25 protein-coding genes are annotated in these 22,627 nt (G+C 52.3%); 3 read left to right on the top strand and 22 right to left on the bottom strand.

Features of this window, described 5'->3' with window-relative positions:
* Positions 1–366 precede the first annotated feature (366 nt).
* Both R70331_RS08220 and R70331_RS08215 read left to right on the top strand, forming a co-directional pair.
* Positions 367–1,326 (top strand): ArsR/SmtB family transcription factor, encoded by a 960-nt coding sequence (locus R70331_RS08220; RefSeq protein ID WP_042174439.1) that lies wholly within the window; start codon positions 367–369, stop codon positions 1,324–1,326.
* Positions 1,327–1,643: 317 nt separating this feature from the next.
* Positions 1,644–2,465, top strand: coding sequence for a carbonic anhydrase (locus tag R70331_RS08215; RefSeq protein ID WP_042174437.1), 822 nt, complete (start codon positions 1,644–1,646; stop codon positions 2,463–2,465).
* Positions 2,466–2,943: 478 nt separating this feature from the next.
* Here the strand turns inward: R70331_RS08215 and R70331_RS31475 are convergent, their stop codons facing one another.
* The 5 genes from R70331_RS31475 to R70331_RS08190 all read right to left on the bottom strand — a co-directional run bounded on the left by R70331_RS31475 (position 2,944) and on the right by R70331_RS08190 (position 7,213).
* Positions 2,944–3,333, bottom strand: a complete 390-nt coding sequence (locus R70331_RS31475; RefSeq protein ID WP_156131094.1) for a hypothetical protein — start codon at positions 3,331–3,333, stop codon at positions 2,944–2,946.
* A 148-nt stretch (positions 3,334–3,481) separates the two neighbouring features.
* The gene (locus tag R70331_RS08205) at positions 3,482–3,838 is read right to left on the bottom strand and encodes a hypothetical protein (RefSeq protein WP_042174432.1); all 357 of its coding nucleotides are present in this window, start codon (positions 3,836–3,838) and stop codon (positions 3,482–3,484) included.
* A gap of 241 nt (positions 3,839–4,079) precedes the next feature.
* Positions 4,080–4,913, bottom strand: a complete 834-nt coding sequence (locus R70331_RS08200) for a carbohydrate ABC transporter permease (protein WP_042174424.1) — start codon at positions 4,911–4,913, stop codon at positions 4,080–4,082.
* A gap of 3 nt (positions 4,914–4,916) precedes the next feature.
* Positions 4,917–5,813 (bottom strand): carbohydrate ABC transporter permease, encoded by an 897-nt coding sequence (locus R70331_RS08195; protein WP_042174422.1) that lies wholly within the window; start codon positions 5,811–5,813, stop codon positions 4,917–4,919.
* A gap of 65 nt (positions 5,814–5,878) precedes the next feature.
* Positions 5,879–7,213 carry an ABC transporter substrate-binding protein gene (locus tag R70331_RS08190; protein WP_042174420.1) on the bottom strand — a complete coding sequence of 445 codons (1,335 nt, stop codon included), beginning with the start codon at positions 7,211–7,213 and terminating at the stop codon, positions 5,879–5,881.
* A 410-nt stretch (positions 7,214–7,623) separates the two neighbouring features.
* Between R70331_RS08190 and R70331_RS08185 the strand changes: the two genes are divergently transcribed.
* Positions 7,624–7,782, top strand: a complete 159-nt coding sequence (locus R70331_RS08185) for a hypothetical protein (RefSeq protein ID WP_042174418.1) — start codon at positions 7,624–7,626, stop codon at positions 7,780–7,782.
* Between the two features lie 123 nt (positions 7,783–7,905).
* Here R70331_RS08185 and R70331_RS08180 read toward each other — a convergent pair whose 3' ends face one another.
* The 17 genes from R70331_RS08180 to R70331_RS31470 all read right to left on the bottom strand — a co-directional run bounded on the left by R70331_RS08180 (position 7,906) and on the right by R70331_RS31470 (position 22,612).
* On the bottom strand, positions 7,906–8,673 hold the full coding sequence (locus R70331_RS08180; protein WP_042174417.1) for a class I SAM-dependent DNA methyltransferase: 768 nt from the start codon (positions 8,671–8,673) through the stop codon (positions 7,906–7,908).
* 15 nt (positions 8,674–8,688) lie between these two features.
* Positions 8,689–9,600, bottom strand: coding sequence for a CvfB family protein (locus tag R70331_RS08175; RefSeq protein WP_042174415.1), 912 nt, complete (start codon positions 9,598–9,600; stop codon positions 8,689–8,691).
* A complete protein-coding gene (gene rsfS, locus R70331_RS08170) occupies positions 9,597–9,944 on the bottom strand; it encodes a ribosome silencing factor (RefSeq protein ID WP_042174413.1) in 348 nt (115 codons plus the stop codon). The genes R70331_RS08175 and rsfS overlap by 4 nt, the downstream gene beginning before the upstream one ends.
* On the bottom strand, positions 9,941–10,519 hold the full coding sequence (gene yqeK, locus R70331_RS08165; protein WP_042174411.1) for a bis(5'-nucleosyl)-tetraphosphatase (symmetrical) YqeK: 579 nt from the start codon (positions 10,517–10,519) through the stop codon (positions 9,941–9,943). Before yqeK ends, rsfS begins: the two co-directional genes overlap by 4 nt.
* A complete protein-coding gene (locus R70331_RS08160; protein WP_042174409.1) occupies positions 10,491–11,093 on the bottom strand; it encodes a nicotinate-nucleotide adenylyltransferase in 603 nt (200 codons plus the stop codon). Before R70331_RS08160 ends, yqeK begins: the two co-directional genes overlap by 29 nt.
* A gap of 36 nt (positions 11,094–11,129) precedes the next feature.
* The gene (gene yhbY / locus R70331_RS08155) at positions 11,130–11,423 is read right to left on the bottom strand and encodes a ribosome assembly RNA-binding protein YhbY (protein ID WP_039871239.1); all 294 of its coding nucleotides are present in this window, start codon (positions 11,421–11,423) and stop codon (positions 11,130–11,132) included.
* A 44-nt stretch (positions 11,424–11,467) separates the two neighbouring features.
* A complete protein-coding gene (aroE, locus tag R70331_RS08150; RefSeq protein ID WP_156131093.1) occupies positions 11,468–12,349 on the bottom strand; it encodes a shikimate dehydrogenase in 882 nt (293 codons plus the stop codon).
* A gap of 19 nt (positions 12,350–12,368) precedes the next feature.
* On the bottom strand, positions 12,369–13,496 hold the full coding sequence (yqeH, locus tag R70331_RS08145) for a ribosome biogenesis GTPase YqeH (RefSeq protein ID WP_042174404.1): 1,128 nt from the start codon (positions 13,494–13,496) through the stop codon (positions 12,369–12,371).
* Complete coding sequence (locus R70331_RS08140) at positions 13,496–14,020, bottom strand: YqeG family HAD IIIA-type phosphatase (RefSeq protein ID WP_042182348.1); 525 nt, start codon at positions 14,018–14,020, stop codon at positions 13,496–13,498. The genes yqeH and R70331_RS08140 overlap by 1 nt, the downstream gene beginning before the upstream one ends.
* Positions 14,021–14,058: 38 nt before the next feature.
* Positions 14,059–16,305, bottom strand: coding sequence for a DUF4129 domain-containing transglutaminase family protein (locus R70331_RS08135; RefSeq protein WP_042174402.1), 2,247 nt, complete (start codon positions 16,303–16,305; stop codon positions 14,059–14,061).
* A complete protein-coding gene (locus tag R70331_RS08130) occupies positions 16,302–17,549 on the bottom strand; it encodes a DUF58 domain-containing protein (protein WP_042174400.1) in 1,248 nt (415 codons plus the stop codon). The genes R70331_RS08135 and R70331_RS08130 overlap by 4 nt, the downstream gene beginning before the upstream one ends.
* A 2-nt stretch (positions 17,550–17,551) precedes the next feature.
* On the bottom strand, positions 17,552–18,508 hold the full coding sequence (locus R70331_RS08125) for an AAA family ATPase (protein ID WP_042174397.1): 957 nt from the start codon (positions 18,506–18,508) through the stop codon (positions 17,552–17,554).
* Between the two features lie 276 nt (positions 18,509–18,784).
* Positions 18,785–20,257 carry a methyl-accepting chemotaxis protein gene (locus tag R70331_RS08120; RefSeq protein WP_052418977.1) on the bottom strand — a complete coding sequence of 491 codons (1,473 nt, stop codon included), beginning with the start codon at positions 20,255–20,257 and terminating at the stop codon, positions 18,785–18,787.
* Positions 20,258–20,416: 159 nt separating this feature from the next.
* Positions 20,417–20,767 (bottom strand): stage V sporulation protein AE, encoded by a 351-nt coding sequence (gene spoVAE / locus R70331_RS08115; RefSeq protein ID WP_042174395.1) that lies wholly within the window; start codon positions 20,765–20,767, stop codon positions 20,417–20,419.
* On the bottom strand, positions 20,764–21,804 hold the full coding sequence (gene spoVAD / locus R70331_RS08110; RefSeq protein WP_042174393.1) for a stage V sporulation protein AD: 1,041 nt from the start codon (positions 21,802–21,804) through the stop codon (positions 20,764–20,766). Before spoVAD ends, spoVAE begins: the two co-directional genes overlap by 4 nt.
* 2 nt (positions 21,805–21,806) lie before the next feature.
* Positions 21,807–22,304 (bottom strand): stage V sporulation protein AC, encoded by a 498-nt coding sequence (spoVAC, locus tag R70331_RS08105; RefSeq protein WP_442950569.1) that lies wholly within the window; start codon positions 22,302–22,304, stop codon positions 21,807–21,809.
* A 137-nt stretch (positions 22,305–22,441) separates the two neighbouring features.
* Complete coding sequence (locus tag R70331_RS31470) at positions 22,442–22,612, bottom strand: hypothetical protein (RefSeq protein WP_156131092.1); 171 nt, start codon at positions 22,610–22,612, stop codon at positions 22,442–22,444.
* Between the last annotated feature and the right edge of the window lie 15 nt (positions 22,613–22,627).

Here is a 22,627-nt window from a genome sequence, read left to right as displayed (position 1 = left end):
TGACGACAATGTGAGCACCATCCATTTCACATATTCATTAATTAATTAAAAAACATTTGAATGTATTCGCTTACAGGTATAAAATAACATATATAAACTACGTTGTAAACATAATAATATAAAACTATTTATATATATACAAAATAAACATAGTTTCAACATCAATACAGATAAAAATTGTTCCTTTTTAAAGGCTTACTCAATTTTATATTCAAATAAACACATAATAAAATATTTTATTATGTAAATGGCAACATATTTTTAATAGAATCTCACAAATAAAGGCAGGAAGCTTCCCTTTTCACCTCAATTAGTTTATAATTTTATAAAATAGTCATTATAGACGTCTGCGGAAGAAGGTTTGAGATGATATATATAAAAGATCTGATGAGTGGCATTGATATTTTCAAAGCGCTTAGCTCTGAAATCCGGATTCAAATTCTGGAGCTGCTCGCCGGTAATCAGGAGCTTAACCTGAATGAAATCGCCAAGAAGCTGAACCTCAGCAATGGTGCTATCACAATGCACATTAAGAAGCTGGAGGAAAGCGGACTGATTGAAATTAACACCTCTGTCGGCAAGCACGGCATCCAGAAGGTCTGCTACCTGAACAAGGATAAGCTGATGGTGGATCTGCGCAGCAAGGATGTCGACAACCTCTATGAGGTGGAGATCCAGGTCGGCCACTACAGCAACTATCAGGCGGTTCCTACCTGCGGGCTTGCTACCAAAGACAGTATAATCGGAGACTTTGACGAGCCGCGTTATTTCGCCGATCCCCAGCGGATAGATTCCGAGATTATCTGGATGGCCGAAGGCTTCCTGGAGTACCGTATACCAAATTACCTGAAAGCGAACCAGACCTTCCGGGAGATTCAATTCTCCATGGAAATCGGCTCCGAGGCCCCGGGCTTCAGCGACAACTATCCGTCCGATCTGTATTTTTACCTGAACGGGATCGAGATTGGCTACTGGACCAGCCCGGGCGACTTCGGCGACCAGCGCGGAACGTTCAACCCGGACTGGTGGCCGCCGCATCTTAATCAATACGGGATGCTGAAGCTGATCCGGATCAATAACGAAGGAAGCTTTATCGACGGCTGCCGGATCTCCAACATCACACTGAACGATATCAAGCTGGATTACAAAAGCGAGCTGACCTTCCGCATTGCCGTCACCGACAAGCCGGTCAACAAGCGCGGCCTGACTATCTACGGCAAGCATTTCGGCAACTACAGCCAGGACCTGCTGGCCCGCGTGCTCTACAATGTGCATGAGGTGGAGGAAATGAACCGGCGGCCGGCGGCCGAAGCTATTACCGAATAGCAGCTTACTTTGAGCTGTTTAAGAGTGCTAAAGCACTCTGAAGAACAGCTAAGAACCCTTAAGTGAGGGAAAGCTATAGATCTGCTTCTTTGCCCTTTCGCTTCCAGCTTGGATGCGGAGGGGTATTTTTGTATGTAGCGTTAGATTTACAGTTCAGGAGTCTTCCCGCGAGAGAGCCTGATGTCTATAGTGATCTGGATTATTATGGATAATTAGAACTACTCAGGCAGCTGAGTCTTTGTTCTCTGGATACCGCAACATCCATTATTTACAATATAAATAACAATGTTCCAGTATATCAGAAAGAAGGATGAAGCATGCAGATTAACAAACGGGGATTACTATTCACGGTCATAGTACTAACTGCAGTAGCCGGCTGCGGTAACAACAGCAATCCCAGTCATAAGGCAGAAGTTGCTAAGGAAGCTTCCGTCCCGGTTAGCGCGCATCAGACACACTGGTCTTATGAAGGAGATACGTCCCCGGAGCACTGGGCGGAGCTGGATCAGCTGTTTACCGCCTGCAGCACCGGTACAGCCCAGTCGCCGGTTAATATTGTTCATGACAAAGTGAAGGAAGATGAGAGCCTTTCTCCTGTCTCAGTTGAGTACTCTCCTTCACCGGTGTCTATCATGAACAACGGTCATACCATCCAGGTTACTCTTAACAACAAGAACAATAAGCTTACTATCGAGGGCAAGACTTACCAGTTGCAGCAGTTTCACTTCCACCTGCCCAGTGAACATGAGGTTGACGGCAAGCATGCAGAGATGGAGCTTCATCTCGTTCATAAAAGCGAAGATGGTTCGCTCGCTGTACTGGGTGTGCTGATCCATTCGGGGAGTGAAAACATCACGCTGAACATGCTTTGGTCCGTGCTTCCGGCCGAAGAAAGTGCGGATGAGATTGTGATTGACGGAGCTTTCGATCCGGCCGGGCTGCTGCCCGCCGATCTTCACTCCTTCCGCTACCAGGGCTCGCTCACCACACCGCCCTGTACCGAAGGTGTCCAGTGGATTGTCCTGGAGAACCCGGTAACCTGGTCCGCGGAGCAAATCGGCAAATTCGCAGCTATTTTCCCGCATGATAACCGCCCTGTTCAGCCGCTGGGAAGCCGGGAGATCGGCAGTGATGATTAGCGATTGATGCAAGGGCAAAAAGGCTATCCCTGCGTTTGGCGGGGATAGCCTTTTTGGCGTGAGACAGGCAGGTATGCGGGATGCACACAGGCAGATGTCCGCAAATGTCGTCCAGTATCAACGGGACTTTTACCGGTGATTTGGTTCATCTCGGGCAGATGCCCAGGTATCAACGGTACTTTTACCGGTGATTTGGTTCATCTCGGGCAGATGCCCAGTATCAACGGTACTTTTACCGCTGATTTGGCTCATCTCGGGCAGATGCCCAGTATCAACGGGACTTTTACCGTTGATTGGGCTCATCTCGGGCAGATGCCCGGGTATCAACGGGACTTTTACCGTTGATTTGGCTCATCTCGGGCAGATGCCCGGGTATCAACGGGACTTTTACCGTTGATTTGGTTCATCTCGGGCAGATGCCCGGGTATCAACGGGACTTTTACCGTTGATTTGATTCATCTCGGGCAGATGCCCAGTATCAACGGTACTTTTCCCGTTGATTGGGCTCATCTCGGGCAGATGCCCGGGTATCAACGGGACTTTTACCGTTGATTGGGCTCATCTCGGGCAGATGCCCAGTATCAACGGGACTTTTACCGTTGATTTGGTTCATCTCGGGCAGATGCCCAGTATCAACGGGACTTTTACCGTTGATTTGGTTCATCTCGGGCAGATGCCCAGTATCAACGGGACTTTTACCGTTGATTTGGTTCATCTCGGGCAGATGCCCAGTATCAACGGGACTTTTACCGTTGATTTGGTTCATCTCGGGCAGATGCCCAGTATCAACGGGACTTTTACCGTTGATTTGGTTCATCTCGGGCAGATGCCCAGTATCAACGGGACTTTTACCGTTGATTGGGCTCATCTCGGGCAGATGCCCGGGTATCAACGGGACTTTTACCGTTGATTTGGTTCATCTCGGGCAGATGCCCAGTATCAACGGGACTTTTACCGTTCTCACGACTCACCGCCCGCCAGCAAAGAAAAAAGCAACTCGTCCGCAGACAAGTTGCTTATGACGCAGCACCGCTGTTCCCTTTGAAGGTAAAGCGCATCCGCAGCCAGGCCAGAACATTGATAACACACAAGAAGATCCAGTAGCTGTTATCAAACAACCCGTTCCCCGTTATCGCAGACAGAGCTGTATGGTACACACAGGTGAATACGAACAGAGACAAGAATAACAGTGAAATTCCTTTATACGATGCAGGCTTTTGTATTCCCGCTTTTGAGAAAATGTATAGCACGCCCAGTGCTAACACTAAAGTGAAAGGCACCCTGTAACTGAAGCCGGGAAACACATCGTGCATGGTAACTACTGCTGCTATGAGGATAAAGCATAACATAACGTTAATCACACTTTGCTTCACGATTTAACCCTCCATATCAAAAGAAAATTTTTCCATATATTCAAATAATAAAACGAAAACCTCCCAATAGCAAATGAAATAAAAAAGCAAGCCGCCTACCGCTACGGATAAGCTGCCTGCTAAACGTATAACCGGTGTTTTATTATCCAGCCCTGCCCGCCTTAACCACCTTACCAGCCATAACGTTTCAATTCTGGCCAGTTTATCTTTACCACCGCCCGTTCTTCCGCACGCACCGCCCTCACCCCTTCACCGCACCCGCCGTCATCCCGTCAATAAAATACTTCTGAAACCCGAGAAACAGTACCAGAATCGGCAGAATGGAAAAAAACGAGCCGACGATCAGCAGATCGTAGTTGTTACCATAGGGAGTCAGCAGCGTCTTCAGGCCGATCGGCAGCGTGTACTTCTTTTCATCGCTCAGCACCATAAACGGCCAGAGGAAGTTGTTCCAGCTGTTCATCCCGTTCAGGATCGCCATCGCTGCAAAGGACGGCTTCATCACCGGCAGAATCAGGCGCACGTAAATGGCATACTCATTCGCCCCGTCCACCCGCCCGGCCGCAATCATCTCCTTGGGAATGCCCCGCAGATACTGCCGGAAGAAAAAGATCGTCGCCGCACCCGCCACACCCGGCAGAATAATCGCCGAATAGCTGTTCATCAGCCCCATATTAAACGTCAGCGTGTACAGCGGCAGCAGCAGAATCTCAAACGGCACCATCATAATGAGCAGCACGCAGACAAACAGCAGATTTTTCCCTCTGAATTCATAAGCAGAAAAACCGTAAGCAACCGTCGCGCTGACCAGCAGCGTCAACACAACCTGTACCACTGTCAGCAGCAGTGAGTTGAAAAACCAGGTGAAGTAAGCATGCTCCCCGGTGAACAGAAAGACAAAATTATCGAAGCTCATCGCCGACAAGTCGAAGCGCAGGTTAAGTCCGTAACGGATCAGATCCTCCCCGGGCTTGAACGAGGCAATCGTCACAGCATAAAAAGGCACCAGAATCAGCAGGCACAGCACACTGAAAAAGGCAAACAGGAGGATTTTGCGGAGAGTCCCTGTATTCATCCTTTACTCCTCCTCCTTCTTGAACATCCCGCTGAGCGCCAATTGCGTCAGGTTAATGACCATGGTGATGATGAGCAGTACGATCCCGACCGCAGCCGCGTAGCCGAGATTATTTTTCTCGATCCCCTGCCGGTACAGATAACCGACGATGGTCAGACCGATATTTTTGGGAGAGTTGTTGCCGTTCCAGAGCATCATGCTCTCAATAAACATAGCCAGTCCGGCGTATATGCTGATCGTCAGCACGTAGATTGTCGTCGGCTTCAGCAGTGGTATGGTGATCCGGGTAAACCGCTGGAAGGCGGATGCCCCGTCGATGGAGGCGGCCTCGTAGTAGTCGTCAGGGATATTTTTCAGTCCCGATAGAAAATACAGCATGTTCACACCCATCCACCGCCAGCTCGCCAGCGCCACCAGAGCAACGAAGCCGGTAGTCTGTCCCTTCAGAAATTTAACCGGCTCCACGCCGAACACACCGAGAAGGCTGTTGATCAGCGAGCCCTCCATCTCCCCGAACATCAGCCGGAAAATCGTCCCCGCCACCACCACCGAGGTCAACGCCGGGAAAAAGAACGAGGATTTGAAAAATTCACGGCCCCACATGGCTTTACTGTTGATCAGCACGGCGAACAGCATCGGGAACGGGATCAGGATCAGCAGGGTCAGAATCATATATACCGCACTGTTGCGCACCGCTTTGAAAAAGATGGTATCCCCCATCAGCTTGGTGTAGTTATCCGCTCCAATAAAGCTGGCCTCCTGGCCCAGAGTGACCTTTTGAAAGCTCATCCCGAACGAGCTCAGCAGCGGATAGACCCAGAAGATGATGAATACGAGTACAAACGGCAGCACGAACACGTAGGGAGCGACTTTTTGCGAATAAAGGAAGTTTTTGATCATGGCTAATGCTCCTTTAAAGTAGAGCTGCCCACCGGGTGGACAGCCCCAAAGAGTAACCGTACCTGTTATTTCAGCTCCTGTTCAATCTGCGTCTGGGCATCATCAAGCGCCTGCTGGACATCTTTTCCATCCTCAAAAATTTCATTCAGCGTCACCGTACACAGCACATTGTTGATCGTCGGCGAGGCGGAGGTTGATTTGATGAGGTTGATCTCCTCTTTAATTTCGTTCAGCACATCAAACGGGTTGTTGACGAAGTATTTGACGAACTGGTTCTCCGGGTTGTGGGTTACGTCTTTCATATCCCAGACACTCATGTTGATCGGGTCAAAGCCGAGCGTATTCCAAATTTCAATGTTGGCATCAAGCGATAGCTTCGCATAGGCGATAAAATCTTTCGCCAGCTGGATATCCTTAGCCGTCTTCGTCACGACTGTTCCGGTACCGCCGCCGCCGTACGATCTGTGCATGCCTTTTTCCAGGACGGGCAGCGGGGCAATGGCGATTTTGCCGCTCAGGTCTTTCATGTAGTTGGTGTATCTGGACATCTGCCACAGCGGCATAAAGGCGGCCGCATAGTTGCCTGAATTATACTCGCCGTAAGCTTCCTCCGTATCCGGCTGTCCGCCGGCGATTGTTGAGATCACATTATTGTCCTGCAGATCCTTCAGCATCGTCATCGCTCTGACCATTTCAGGAGAATTCACCTGCGGCTTGCCGTCAGCATCCGTCAGATCCGATTCCTGCTGGGCCAGAAGCAGCGAAGCCTGCCAGATCGCACTGGTGTCGGCGGTGCCCATGTACTTGCCGGTTTTTTCGTAGACCTGAATACCCGCCTTTTTGAAATCATCCCAGGTTACGATGCTTTTGTAATCCACTCCGGCTTCATCAAGAATTTCGGTATTGTAAAAAGCGACCGTCGCCCCTACGTGGGTGGATAATCCGTAGATTTTGCCTTCTTTGGCGTAGAGATCGAGCTGAGACTGCACGACTGTGCCTTTAAAGGGCTCTGCCACATCATTCAGCGGCTCAAGCTGCGGCTCTCCGGCCAGGAAGTCCGGGAACTTGCCCAGCTCGATATCGGCAATATCCGGTGCTCCCACTCCCGTCTGCACCGCGATGGACAGCTTGTTGTGCATATCGTCATACGGCATGACCGTTACATTCAGCTTGATTTGCCGGTCAGGATTGGCGGCATTCCACTTCTCCAGCATTTTCTCAAAATGCTGCCCGTGCAGCTCGACAAACGTCCAGTAGGACAGCTCTGTAGCCTTATCTCCAGCCCCGCCGTTCAGCACAGAGGACTCTCCGCCTGAGGTTCCTGAGGAAGATTTCCCACAACCGGCCAAGAACACCAGCATGGAGACGACCAGAAATGAGATCAGCCATTTGTTTTTCATGCTTGACCCTCCTATAGTTCAATATTGTTGCCCGAGCGTAATGTAAACGGATACAAAATAACTCCGTAATCAAAAGCCCTCCGGAAAACCTGCGGCTCCTTGCCGCTGCCTGGCATCCTCCTTTACACATTTATTAAATGTTTTAGGCAGTTATAATGTATTCAGCCAGGCGAGGAAATAGAAACTTTTGAGGTACAAAAAAACGCAATTTTCCGTATTTCCGTTTATCCATCAGTTTTTTCCGGGGTGGTCAGAAATCGTTGTTTGATGTAAAAAAAGTTTCTGGATCTTCTCCAGATTTTTCCTTTATAAATGTCTAAAACAGACAACCATTATCCGCCATACATAATCCCGGGCTGGAAAACGAACAATAAACCTGTCTCCCATACCACCGAGAAGGAGTGTTTCGAATGCGCGAAGGTCTGATTCCCACTGTTCTTGGTACCGTAGTTTCCGCTTCCGGCGCAGCTTTTCTAGGAAGTAAGTATAAGCTGGCCGCAACAGGCGTACTTGGCTTTGGTCTGGCACATATGGTCCTGGGTGCCATTGACTTGTTTGAGCACCGGTAAAAGGTTGGAAGATGCCGGACCTGTACAGCATGTACAGGCCGGTTCCTTTTAATGATCCTTTTATGATCAACATAGAAAAAAAGCCCTCACCCCGCGGGTAAGGACCACTATCGTACATATGATTTATTTCACTGCTACATAGAACAGGCGCTGGGCGCTGTCATCTGCCGGAAGCCATTCAAAGTCCGCATATAGCTGGACCTCGCTGAAGCCTGCCTTGCGGAGCTCTTCAGCCAGCCACTGCGGATCATATGCGCGCTGGACATGGCTCTCTTCAAACCGGCGGTACAGGCCGCTTCCCTCGTCCCGTGCAAAGATAGACAGATGATGCTCAATCTCCCGGCGCGGCACATCCAGCTCACAGGTCCAGATGTAGGAGACTGAAGGCTCATCCAGCACAAACGGCTGCTCCTCTTCGTATCTCACCAGCGTATTCGGGTGATGGACATCAAACAGGAAGGTCCCGCCCGGCTTAAGGCCTGCGTACGTACGGGCCAGAACGTCCTGAACATCCTTTTCTTCAAGCACATAGTTCAGGCAGTCACAGAAGGAAATGACCGCATCCACCGGCTCCGGCAGCTCCCATTCCGTCATATCCTGTCTGATCCAGCGCACACTACCCTCGCGCAGAAACCGGCGGCCCTGCGGATGCTGCTCCATTTTTTGCCGGGCTACGGACAGCATGTCTGAGGAAAGATCTATTCCGGTCATGTGATAGCCTGCTGCCGCCAGCGGAATTGTAATACTGCCGGTTCCGCAGCCAAGCTCGGCGACTGTGCGCGGCTTGCCGTATTTGCTCCATGCGGCTTCAGCAAAGGCCAGCCAGTCCGGATACGGCATGTCCGCCATCAGTTCATCATATACATATGCAAATTTCCCGTAGGAAGACAATGCGCACACCGCTTTCTATTCCTGATTCTGTTCCGGAGTACTTTCTTCAGGCTTGGCCAGATAGGTCCAGTTCTCTTTTTGAGTAATAAGGCCTTCCTTCATCAGCTTGCCCATCGCCCGTTTGAACGCAGACTTACTGATGCCGAAGCGCTGCTTGATAATCTCCGGAGGCGTAGCATCCGAATAAGGCATTGCGCCGCCCGGGCGGGAGTGCAGAAACTCCAGCAGAGCAGCAGAATCGACATCGCGGCCGATTTCCTTGCGCTGGGTCATCGCCAGATTGACCCGGCCATCCTCACGGATGTGAGAGACACGTGCTTCAATCTGCTCTCCCAGACGCAGCAGCCGGCTGCGTTCGGAGGAATGAATCATGCCGATTACTCCAAAACCAAGTACACCGCCGTCTATGATTACGAATGTACCCATCTGCAGGGGTCTATACACTCTTGCTGTAACGTTCTGCCCCCTCCAGGAATCAGGCGCAGCAAAAGTAAGCGGATCGAGCTCCTGCTCACCGGCCAGCTTGGCACGCAGGCGCCCCTGCTTATCATGCTCCATCAGTACAAACACCTTGTCGCCAATCTGCGGGCGGAGCTCGATCAGCTCAGGCAGCTCGCCAATCGGCAAGAGCAGCTGGCGGCCAAGCCCCATCTCCAGGAAACAGCCCAGCCGGGGATGAATATCTGCCACTTCCAGCAGCGCCATCTCCCCTAGCGTCAGAAAAGGCTTTTTCATAGTAGCGGCAAGCCGGTCCTCCGTATCAAAGAAGATAAACACTTCTACCTTAGCACCGATTTTGGGCTTACTGCCGACAAGCTCTGTATAATGCAGCATGACATCCTGGTCACCTGCACCGAGGAAGTATCCGTAAGGGGATACTTCACGAAGTACTTCCAGAGTAACGATCGTTCCGGCAATCAGACTCATACGGTCTCCACAACCTTGGCGTCAGACCAGAGACGCTCGATATTATAGTACTCCCGTTCGTCGCGGTGGAAGACATGCACTACTACATCCCCGAGATCCATCAGAACCCAGCGGGCTGCATCCATGCCTTCAATCCCGCGGATCAGGCCGCCGGCTTCGTGAACGACTTTGCGTACTTCGGTGGCAATTGCCTGCACCTGGGTGTCGGAGTTACCGTGACAGATGATGAAATAATCACTGATCGGTGATACGCTGCGCAGGTCCAATGCGACAACATTCATTGCTTTTTTGTCTTCGACTGCCTTCAGGGCCAGCTCCAGCACTTTGCTTGATTGTACACTCATATTTTTTCCTCCAGTATTCTTACTAAATCATTGCGTGCAAGCACGGTAAGCGGAAATACGACCCGGCGCTTCTGCAGCAGCAGGCTGATGGTTGAATCGAATCCGGCAATCAGCCCTTCTTCAAGGCTGACCATAGACAGCCTGCGGATCTCGTCCACCCCGGGGAAATCACGGCCCGGTTCGATGTAATCCGCCAGGCAGACCACCTTCTCCAGCAATGTCATCCCTTCGCGGCCCGAGGTATGATAACGGATCGCCCCAAGAATACCGGGGTCAGTAACTTCATACTCATGCTCAGCGACAAAGGCCCCTACCTCAGCATGCCACAGCTGCTTGTCATGCTGAAGCAGCTCAGTTGAAAGACCGTTCTGCTCAATAATGTCCCTCATCCGCTCCACCGGCCAGTATTTGGCTACATCGTGCAGAATTGCCGCCGTTTCCGCCTGCTCTGGATCAGCTCCGTAATGCTTCGCCAGCTTGACCGAGGTCTCCATCACGCCCAGCGTATGCTGCCAGCGCTTGTCGGGCATCTGGGCAGAGACAGCCTCAATCAGCGCTTCGCGGCTGAATCCCATACAATCCACTCCTTTGCACATATTCATATACCTGCTCAGGCACCATATAACGGATTGAACGGCCGCCGGCCGCCCTTGACCTGAGCATCGTCGATGAAATATCCACCTGCGGCATATCCGCCAGCAGCACCTTGCCTGAGATGAAATCCGGCAGGGCTGATAGGTCAAGCGGAGTTCCGGGCCTACCTACACCAATGAAGGTCAGCAGTTCCACAAGCTCACGAATCCCATGCCATTTAGGCAAGTATTCAACCATATCCGCGCCGACGATAAAATAGAACTCATGCTGCGGATATTCCTGCCTCAGGCTGCGTACGGTATCAATGGTATAAGAGACACCGCCCCGGACGATTTCCCAGTCGAGAATGCCGAACGACTGATCACCCTCTACCGCGCATTTCACCATAGCCAGCCGGTCTGCACCGGAGGCTCCGGCTTCGTGCTTATGCGGCGGAATATGTGAGGGCATGAACCATATCTCGTCCAGGGAAAACGAATCCCTGGCAGCTTCCGCCGCCAGCATATGGCCTATGTGAAGAGGATCAAAGGTTCCTCCCATAATTCCTACTTTCAAGAGGTGTACCTCCTCTTATCATCCGGATAAAAAGCTTTAGCGCGGCAGCTCGATTGTCTTGTTGTCGCGGGATTCCTTATACAGCACGATTGTCTTGCCGATCACCTGCACCAGCTCTGAACCGGATTGCTCCGCGAGGGCAGCGCCGATTTCTTTCGGATCATCGGCATTGTTGTTCAGCACACTGATCTTCATCAGCTCGCGCTTTTCAATCGCTTCCTCAACGTGACGGATCAGATGGTCGTTAACGCCGCCTTTGCCAACCTGAAAGACAGCATCTAGATGATGGGCCAAAGAGCGGAGATAACGTTTTTGTTTACCAGTTAACATAAATGAACAAACCCCTTAATTAACAAATATTAAATATTATTACCCTATTTAAGTAATTCCATGTCGGCTTCGCTGACCCCGAAGGCATCCAGCATAGTCTGCCGCATAATTTCTACCGGAGCAGCTTTGCCTGTCCAGTATTCGAGCGCATAAGCACCCTGATAGATAAACATTCCCAGGCCGCCGTGAATGGTACAGCCTGTGTTAAGCGCCTGCTCCAGCAGCCGGGTGCGCAGCGGATTATAGATGAGATCGCTGACAACAAGCCCTTTATGAAGCAGGCCCGGATCAAGCGGCAGCTCACCCGGATACGGATACATTCCGACTGAGGTTGTATTAATTACAATATCGGTAGCCGGAATAATGCCCGCAATATCCTCCATAGCCACTCCGCTTACTGTTCCTGCTGACTGCCACGAGGCTGCAAGCTCATGCGCCTTGCCGGCCGTGCGGTTAGCAATTACGACAGCAGCCGGATGCTCCTGCAGCAGGGCACTGATGATGCCTCTGGCCGCACCTCCGGCGCCCAGCACCAGAATGCGGGCACCTGTCAGGTCCGGGACAGCCTCTGCCTTCAGCGAACGGACATATCCGATCCCGTCGGTGTTGTATCCGGTCAGCACACCGTTGTCATTGACGATAGTGTTGACAGCACCTCCGGCAAGTGCGCTCTCATCCAGCCGGTCCAGGTATTCCATCACCGCAATCTTATGCGGTATTGTCACGTTAACTCCGCGGAACCCGAGCACACGGATTGCCTGAACCGCTTCGCCCAGCTGTCCCGGGGCAATGTGAAGCGGTACATACGCACCAGGTAGGCCGAGGGCTTTCAGTGCTGCGGTATGCATCAGCGGGGATTTCGACTGGGCAATCGGATCGCCCATCACGCCCAGCAGAAGATCTGTACTTCCGGTCTTACCGGCCATAGGCATGTTCCTCCTGAAATTAAATTAGCGAAGGACGGGTGAGCACCTTAATACCGCGCGGAACTTGTACGGCAATTACTGCACCTTCTGTTCCGTTCACTTTGATCCAGCCAAGCCCTGACATGAACAACTCAGTCTGGCTGCCCCGGCCAATCCGGAATTCATGGCGCTGCCATTGCGGCAGCTTGTCCATATCCTCTGCCGAAGGCGGAGTCAGCAGCTCACCGCGGTGATCCTGATACAGCGAATCCGCCCGCTCCAGCTTCGTGCGGTGGATCTTCAGCGCCCCGCTAATGTAGCAGGTAAAGGACTGGCGGGGTCCCTGAACAAAATCAAACCTTCCCAGTCCGCCGAAGAACAGCGTCTGGCCTTCATTCAGCTGATATACCGCAGGCTTAAGCGGATTCTCGGGCATTACCGCGCCCAGATCACGCCGCTCCACCAGCTCACTGTAACGCCAAGGATATACGATCCCGGGAGTATCGATAATATAGTGGCCGTCGTCGAGCGGAATTTTGACCATATCCAGGGTTGTACCGGGATAACGCGAGGTCGTCAGCTCCTGCTCCAGGTCACTGTAATCGGAGATCAGTCGGTTAATCAGTGTGGACTTGCCTACATTTGTAGCCCCGACAACATAGATGTCACGTTGTCCGCGCAGCTCGGTGACGGTCTCCAGCAGGCGTTCAAAGCCCTGGTTGCGCTTGGCGCTGACCAGAACGATCTCCGCTGTCCGCAGGCCATGCTCCTTACAGCGCTGCTGCATCCAGTTGCGGACCTTGTTCCAGTTCGTTACCTTCGGCAGCAGATCGCATTTGTTAACCGCCAGAATAACCGGGTTATTACCGACAAACCGCTGAAGCCCGGAGATCAGGCTGCCTTCAAAATCAAACAGGTCCACAATGTGGATTACAAGCGCATTCTTCTCGCCGACTCCGCTCAGCAGATGAAGGAATTCATCCTGATCGACGGATACAGAAGAAGCCTCGTTGTAATTCTTAATCCGGAAACAGCGCTGGCAGATGACCGGCTCCCGTTCAAAGGCCGCCTCCGGGATATAGCCCGGAAGCTCCTTATTTCCGGTCTGCAGCTTAATACCGCAGCCGCTGCATTTCACCGGGCGCTCAGTTTCATTGGGTTGACTCATTAATATTTATCCTCCTCTTGCCACAATCCTTGCTTACGCAGCCGCGTTAGTGCAATCTGTTCAACACGGCGGTTAATTCTTGTCCCAAAGCCTTCATCCTTAACGGAGATCGGCAGGACCAATACCGTATACAGACCCAGGCGGTTGCCGCCCAGCACATCGGTAAGCATCTGATCACCGACTACAATGGTCTGTTCCGGCTGAAGCTCCATCAGCTTCATTGCTTTCAGAAACGGGGTATTAATCGGTTTGCGCGCCTGATGAACAAACTGGATATCCAGCGGCGTGGCAAAACGGGACACACGGTCCATATTGTTATTGGAAACAATGACAAGCTTGAATCCAAGCTCCTTTACCTTTGCGAACCACAGCAGCAGCTCCGGGGTAGCCAGCGGCGCTTTGGCGCCAACGAGCGTGTTATCCAGATCTGTAATAATGCCGCGGTAGCCCTTCCGGTACAATTCTTCAAGGTTAATATCAAAAACGGTATTTACCCGCAGTTTCGGGACTAGCCTCTCAAACAATACGTTCACCTCGATTTTCATACAAGTTGCTCAAACAACTATATCATACTCTTAGTTCTGTGCCCTTTCAGGCTGCGCTGAAGCTGCAAAGCTTCAGTATACACGCTGTGCCAGTCTTTGTCTTTAATAATATCAGGACTGTATTGCGCCTGCTCGAACAGGTGCAGCAGCGAAGTAAAACTGCCCGCAGCTTCCGGGGTTTCACGGCTCCAGCGGCCGACAGCTTCGCGCAGTGTTTCATGCTCTTCCTTCAGCATACCCTTTCTGCGCACATACCTTACCCATCTCTCCGTTTCAGCGACCACTTTCTGGACCGGCGTAAGCGGCCGGCCGGTGCGCAGGCGCTGCAGCAGGAAGCGCAGGCTCAAGCGGTGCTGCCACAGCAGATAACCGCTCCAGAGCAGCAATACGGCTGCAGCCGCTGCTACACTCCATGCGCCGATGTTCAGGTTACCGCCGGAATTGCTTTGTGCCGGTGCCTGCACCGGCTCCTCGACCTCTTCCTCCTCCTGCACCGGCTCTTCAGGAGTCTGCTCCTCACTCTGGGTCATCAGCGGAACAGTGAAGCCGGGCGTTGCCTCGATCGGAACCCAGCCGTATTCCCCGAAATATACCTCTGCCCAGGAATGGGCATCCGCATTGGTAATTGTATAATTGTTGTTAGACACACCCTGTGCCATCAGATTGTCCGGCAGCTGCGCCTGTTCACCAGGCGCATAGCCTTTCACCCAGCGGGCCGGGATATCAAGTGAACGGGCCATGGTAACAAGCGCTGTAGAGTAGTAATCACAGTAGCCCTCCATAATTTCGAACAGGAAGCTCTCCACCATATCCTTGCTTCTCTTACGGGTGAGGTCAGGCTGGTTGGTATAAGGATAGGTTACTTGTAAATATTGCTGCAGCAGCGCTATTTTTTCGTAAGGTGTCTGTGCGCCGGCGGTAATCTCTTCAGCAAGCCCGCTGACTCTCTGCGGGAAATTGTCAGGAAGCTGAAGGTACCGGTCATTGTCCTGGCCCTCATACAGCTGGTCAAAGGTCTGCTGGCTCAGCTCCTGAACCGGGACAACCGGGATCTCGGAGGTCAGCACATAGGTCTGCGGATAAGTCAGGACATCATCTGAGCCCCAGATCATCTCATTGTCCTGGCTCCGCCAGAACAGTCCGTTGCTTGCTGCTTCACCGTCTATCGTATCCACACTGGAAATAGAATAAGCGCCGAACAGCACCGGATAATCATTGCCGCCGAGCAGCCTTACCGTCTGCTGCAGCGGCTTTGTCTGCACCTTTGGCGCAATCTCCCGCTCCAGCTCCTGACCTGCAGCAGCCCGTATCAGCGGACCTCTGTTCCACCTGTCGTCATCACTCCAGCCTCTGCCGGAATAGACAGCCCGCGACTCTCCCCGCATATAAGTACGCTGATCGGAGGTCACCGTCATCACCGGTGAGTAATCAAAGCTGAAGCCGCCGCCCAGATTATCATCGTCCAGGCTGTAGCCGGAAGAAGAGCTGCCGCTTCCGGTTCCACCGCTGCCAGGGCTTGTATTCTGGCTGCCCGAGGTGCCTGTTCCGGACGATCCCCCGCCCCCGTTCCAATCCTGCCAGGCTGTATAAGGATCGGTCAGCGTTGGCCGTACGTCAGGCATATTAACCCCTGTCACAATAACCAGCGAGAAAATGATAGCAATGTTAACCAGTACCTTAAACGGATAACGCAGCAAATAGGTCCAGCCCCGGGGGTAATGCAGCTGAAAGCTGCGTAAATGCTGTGTTACCAGCCAGCCCATGCCGGCTGCTACAGTCCAGGCTACCTCCTGCCAGAGAACGGCGGCAGTAAAGGAATCGAGCGCCGCAAAAGCAACGATGTTAGCGGTAAGAAACATTAAAATCCTGGTTTTGGAATTGACCCACCAGGAAGACAGCAGGAGTGCTGCTCCTGCTGCCAGAGCGAACCAGATATACGGGACCATATGGGCTGCAGTATCATTCAGCCGGTCACGTAAAGCAGTTGCCCAGGGATCGGGAATATAAATACCCTTATTCAGGATTTGCCGGTAGGTAATGTACAATATCGCGGCTGCCTCAAGCAGCAGCCTTACTCCCCACTTAACAGGCAGAAGAATTTCGATGGCTGCAACGGTGACCAGCGCCAGCAGCACCACCTCTGTAGTAGCCTGCAGCCAGAATGGCTCGGTAAAGGATACCCACTGCAGGCCGATTAGGGCCAGCCACAGCAGACTGAAGGAATGATGCCAGGATGATTTGATGCCGTTCCACCACCGGTTCATACTGCATCACCTCCCAGCACTGCGGGCAGCTCCTGCAGGGAGTTTACACTGTAGCCCGTGATGCCGCGTGATCTCAGCACACCGGCCCACTCTCTGGCACCGCTTGCCGCTGCGGGATTCAGCACCTGGATATGGGCCGGTGTCATTCCCCGGCTCTCCGCCCAGCGCAGGATATCCAGCACCGGCTGGCCGCTCTGCGGACTGATCAGAACAAAATAGGCGCCCTTAGGAAACATCCGGTGGCTCTTTTCCAGCCTCGGGACCAGCGGTCCGCTGCCTTCGGCATTAATGTCTATCAGATATTGAATCATCTTGTGCCGTTCAGCAGCGCTCTCAGCGGGAACGAAGACTTTGGTGGTCCGGTCCAGACAGCACAGGCCGATGCCGATCCTGTCACGGATACCATAGCCGAGTAAGGAGGCAGCAACGGATACGGCCAGCTCAAACTGGTTGGAGCTGCCGTATGCCGCAGCACTGCCGTCGAGGACGAGCACCGTCTTGGGGACCGATTCATGCTCGAATTCCTTGGACTTCCACTGGCCTGTTTTGGCCGTAGCATTCCAGTGAATACGGGTTAACCGGTCGCCGTACACATAGTCGCGGACCCCGTTGATTTGTGTAGTTTCACGCCGTGAATGAGCAAGCGAGGTCTGCAGTCCGGCGAGCCGTGATCTGCGCTCATACAGCTGCCAGCGCGGAACGAAGACGGCCCGCGGGAGTACACGGAACTGCCCTTCCGCCTTAAAGGTCCCTTTATGCTCCACCAGCCCGAAAATATCTTCAGCAAGAATATCCGTGCGCTCAAAGCTGTAGCTGCCGCGCTCAAGCAGAGGGGTCTGAAACTGCAGCTCCCCGTGCCCTCTCAGGCTGGGAATCATACTTTCTTCGAACACCCACGACTCACCGTTGTGCCGCTTAAGAATTTCCCTGACAACTACGTACGGCAGCGGCAGGAAACCCGGTATGTTCACCTGCAGCTTCACACGCAGATATCCGCCGGCATAGAGCAGCTCCGGCTTATCCTGCTCCGAATAGAGGCTGCGGGTGCCCTTGGCCCTCCGTACTCCGCCAAGAGCACCGATGATTAAATAAAGGATGAGGACTGAGACCATAATAAACAGCATGAATGATGTTTTGCCGCCCTGAAACAGCACATATAGGAGCGTAACGGCCCAAATCGCAAGTATGCCGGCGAACTTGCGCGGCTGGATGCCTGCTGCCACTCCGGACAGATAGCTCTTCATCGCTATTGCCTCATAGTAACGGGCACATGGATGCTCTGCAGCAGCTTGACGAGCAGGGATTCCACGCTGACATTATCCAGCCGCGATTCCGGACGCAGAATAATACGGTGCCCCAGGGCATAGGGCGTGAGGATCTTCACATCATCAGGCAGGACATAATCACGTTCCTGCAGGAACGCATATGCCTTGCAGGCCATCATAAAGGACAGCGAAGCCCGCGGGCTTGCCCCCAGGAGCACCAGCGGATGCTCTCTTGTCTGGCGGACAATATCCAGCAGGTAGCCCAGCACTGGTTCACTGATGTACACTTCGCGGATTTCTTCCTGAATGGCTGCAATCTGCTCCATGCCTGTAACAGGAGTCAGCTTGTCCACCGGCTGGCCCGCCTGATGGCTGAGCAGCAGATTCCTCTCGGTCTCGCTGTCCGGATAGCCGAGGCTGATCCGCAGCATAAAGCGGTCAAGCTGGGCTTCTGGCAGGGTATAGGTTCCTTCGAAATCAATCGGGTTCTGTGTAGCACAGAGCATGAAGGGATGCGGAAGCGGATAGGTCTCACCGTCCACTGTCACATTCCGTTCCTCCATTACCTCAAGCAGTGCTGATTGTGTCTTCGTCGTCGCCCGGTTAATCTCGTCGGCAAGCAGAATATTAGTCATTACCGGCCCCGGCCGGAAATAGAACATTTCATCACGCGGATGATAAACGGACACCCCGGTGATATCACTCGGCAGAATATCCGGATTACACTGGATCCGCCGGTAGTCACCGGACATTGACCGTGATAATGCCCGTATCAGCTGGGTTTTCCCGGTTCCCGGAACATCCTCGATCAGGACATGTCCCCCGGCCAGAAGTGCTGTGAGCAGCAATTCTATTTCAAAGCTTTTTCCAAGTATACAGGATTCCAGATTAGAGCGAACAGCCTTCATGATTTGCGTGGATTCTTGACGTACGGGCATATATGATTAGACCTCCTATGTCAGAATAAGCAGTAATAATTATATTTTACATGATTATAGGACCCAAAGTACATTATTGAAGACTTTGAAATTGCCGGCCGCCAAACATATAGCTTTTTTTACAAAGGACAGAAGCGGTTCCGCTCAATTCTTGTAATAAATCACAAATATAAAAGCTCGTTGATAAACACACCGCAAAGCGAACAAGCAGCGCTGCCATCCTTCCTAAGTGGAAGAACCGCCGCCCTGCTTGTTAACACCTATCCCTCAAATCTTCTATCCCTGCCTATGATCATTCACCAGCTCATTCAGGCTGACGATCAGGCCTTCCAGCTGCTTGAAGCTGTCTATCATATTGCCGGTCATTGTGCGCTGCTCCTCGACTCCGGCCAGAATTTCTTCAGTTGCGGCACTGGACTGCTCCGTGACACTTGAGAATTCGGTTATCTCACTAACAATCTTCTCCGAGAACTGCTTCATGCCTGCCGAACTCTGCTCAACCTCTCCCGCCTGCTCCAGCACCTTATGTGCGTTCAGCAGTATGGAACGGAAGACAGCCTCGGTGCGCTGCACCGATTCACTGCCTGTCTGCAGAATACCGACGCTTTGTACAAACTGGTCGCTCAGTGAGTCCGTCTGCTGTCTCAGGCTGCCTATAACCCCGCTGATCGAATCCGCTGTTTTACCCGAATCCTCGGCCAGCTTGCGCACCTCACCGGCAACCACTGCGAACCCGCGCCCGTGCTCGCCTGCACGCGCTGCTTCAATTGATGCATTTAGGGCCAGCAGATTTGTCTGTCTGGATATTTGCGTAATGCCCTCCAGCATTTCATGGATATCCTGGCTGCGCCGGCTGAACTCCTGCATCTGGGCCGAGGTCTGCTCCATCATTTCCCTGAGCTCGGAGAACTGTCCGGCCAGCAGGGAGATGTTGCCGCTGCCTTCTTCACTGACTGCTGCAGTTTCTGCCGACAGCTTCTTCATCTCCTGTGAGTATCCGGCTACATCCTGAATATGACGGTCGGAAACTGAGACAGCTTCGGTAATTTCCCCGATGCTGCTTGCCTGATATTCGATTCCCTTGGATACCTCCTGAAAGCCGATTGCCACTTCATTGGTAATGGCTCCAGCCATTTCGACCTCTACCTTGAAGCTGCCGGTGAAATCATAAAGGCCGTCCACAGCTGTTTTCACCCGTTCAAGCAGATACTGCACCTGTTCACCGGAAGCTTCGACCTGCCGGCGCTGCTCATAGCTCTGGCGCTGCAGCTTCTCATTCAGGTACGAAACGACAAGCAGTACAATACTGATGATAAGGTACAGGCCTAATCCGGTAAAATAGGTAAGCATTCTGCTCTCTTCACCCGAAACCTCAGCCCCGCCGATCAGCTGGACCAGAATGTGAATTGCGCTTATTCCAGAAGCAGCCGCATAGTATTTATAATGCGGATAAAGCAGGAGCAGCGAGCATAACAGCAGCACTACCAAGCTGTTCAAAGTGCCGAGTGTTAAGTAAAACGCCATAAATGTAAGCATTCCTGTAATGATCCAGGGTATCACCATTACACCCTTCCGCCGGCTGTTAAAGAGGGTAAGTGCAGCAGCGAGCGGCACGGCTACCGCGCTGCTAATCCAAAGCTTTGGGGTCTGGAAGGCAAGAATTACGCCCACCACCGTTACCGCCCAAAAAATAACCATAATAATTGTGTTTCTTCTCCAAAACAATTCGACCTTCTGCTGATTTTGCAACTTCTGCACGTCCCCTGTCATTATGTATATCAAGCATTCAATCAACCTTATATATCGGCAATAATCGACATTTTTTTGAGATTAATTACCTATTTTCATGAAAAAAGACCGCTATTCAGCGGTCTACGGACTTTATTCATTCATTTTAACGAAGATACCTTAGCCCTTAGGCCTTACAACGAGCGCTGCCAGGAACGAAAACACGATAGCCGAAGAAATCCCGGCACTCGTTACATCGAATATGCCGGTTACTACACCTACCCAGCCGTCGCGCTGCAGCTCTGTCAATGCGCCGTGCACCAGGGAGTTACCGAAGCTTGTGATCGGCACGCTGGCTCCGGCTCCGGCAAATTTCACAAGCGGATCATATAGTCCGAATGCATCGGCAGCAGCCCCGAGCACTACGAGTGTGCTCATCGTGTGGGCTGGCGTAAGTGCGAGTACATCAAACATCAGCTGGCCGATGACACAAATAGCTCCGCCAACAAGAAAAGCCCAAAGATAGATCACTGTCCTTCACCTCCGATCTCAAGAGCTACAGCATGCGCTACACAGGGAATACTCTCGCCTTGCTGATAGGATAGCGGAGACAGCAGTGCTCCTGTTGCTACGACAAGCACCCGCTTAAGCTCCCCTTTTCGCATCCGCTTTAGAATATGCCCATATGTGACGACCGCGGAGCATCCGCAGCCGCTCCCGCCGGCGATTACATATTTCTGCTTGTCCAGATTAAAAATAAGCAGGCCACAGTCATCAAAGGTCGTCTGTTCCATCGGGATGCCTTCCTCCGCCAGCAGCTCTTTGGCAATCGGCAGACCTACTGATGCAAGATCACCGGTTACAATCAGGTCATAATATCCGGGTGTTAGGCCGGTGTCACGGAAGTGGGCGGTAATGGTATCCGCAGCAGCAGGCGCCATTGCAGTCCCCATATTAAAAGGGTCTGTCAGGCCCAAATCCATAATCCGGCCGATCGTTGCCGAAATGACATGGACCTGTGGCCCCTGTGCACTGCCGTCATTACGGCCGACAACCGCGCAGCCTGAGCCGGTAATGGTGTATTGGGCGGTAGGCGGCTTTTGCGAGCCGTATTCTGTCGGATAGCGGAATTGCTTCTCCACTGTACAGTTATGGCTTGAGGTTCCGGCCAGTGCATATTTGCCTCCTCCCGAATCAACGATCATTGAGGCAATGGCCAGACTCTCCATTGAGGTGGAGCAGGCACCGAATACGCCGAGATAAGGAACACCAAGCTTGCGGGCGGCAAAAGAGCTGCTGATAATCTGGTTCATAAGATCACCGCCGACAAAAAACTCCAGCTGCTCCTGTTCAATTCCGGCATTCATCAGCGCCAGCTTGGATGATTTTTCAAACAGGGCGCGTTCTGCTTTTTCCCAGGTCTTCTGTCCCATCTCAAGCGAGTCATAAATAAAATCGAAGTCAGAGGCCAGGGGGCCCTCCCCTTCCTCCGGTCCCACAACCGAGGAAGAACCAACAATGATTGGACGGGTGGTGAATTTCCAGGTCTGGCTGCCAAGCTGCTCCATAATTAATGTGTACCTCCCCAGCCCATAACGGCATAAACTACGCCGACCACAAATGCGGCGACCACACCAAAGACGATAACCGATCCGGCCAGCTTGAACATATTACCGCCTACGCCAAGTACAAGACCCTCAGCACGGTGTTCAAGTGCTGCGGAGCACATGCTGTTCGCAAAACCGGTAACAGGCACGGCCGTTCCAGCTCCGCACCACTGGGCCAGCTTGTCGTACACGCCGAAGCTGGTCAGGATTACCGAGAGCAGAATCAGGACGGCTACCGTCGGGCTTGAAGCTTCCCGGGAGGACATATCAAAGATCGCCATAAAGGCCTCCTGAATGACCTGTCCCAGCACACAGATCAGGCCGCCGGACAGAAAGGCACGGATACAGTTTTTGAACACAGGCCTTGAAGGCACGAACGGCTTCGACAGCTTCTCGTAGTCCTGGGGAGTCATGGTGTCAAGCCGCAGCTTCACACCGCTTTTTTTCGTTTTTGCCGGCAAAATAGGACACCTCCTGGAATATGTGCGAAGGGAAGCTGCCTCTGAAAGCTTTGCTGCCCGCTTCCCCGCGGTTGTTCTTCACCTAGAAGTTTTTCCTTATTGTTCACCATATTCCGCCTTGTTATGTCCCTGTATACTCAGGAAAAAAACAGCAGCACAATTACCAGCAGCATGAACAAAACGAGAATCAGCACCGTTTCACTGTCCCGCCCGTAACGCCTGCGGTATCTCCGCTGCATGCCGCGTGCAGGCGCTCTACGGGGAACACCCTGTGTAAAAGGTCCGGAAATTCTTCCTGCACCCTTCATTCTATCCGCTTCCTT

Origin of the sequence: Paenibacillus sp. FSL R7-0331, assembly GCF_000758645.1 — a bacterium.
Classification (GTDB): Bacteria; Bacillota; Bacilli; order Paenibacillales; family Paenibacillaceae; genus Paenibacillus_AQ; species Paenibacillus_AQ camerounensis.
The sequence above is the reverse complement of the archived record's forward strand: the minus strand, read 5'-3'. Positions and strand labels throughout refer to the sequence as shown.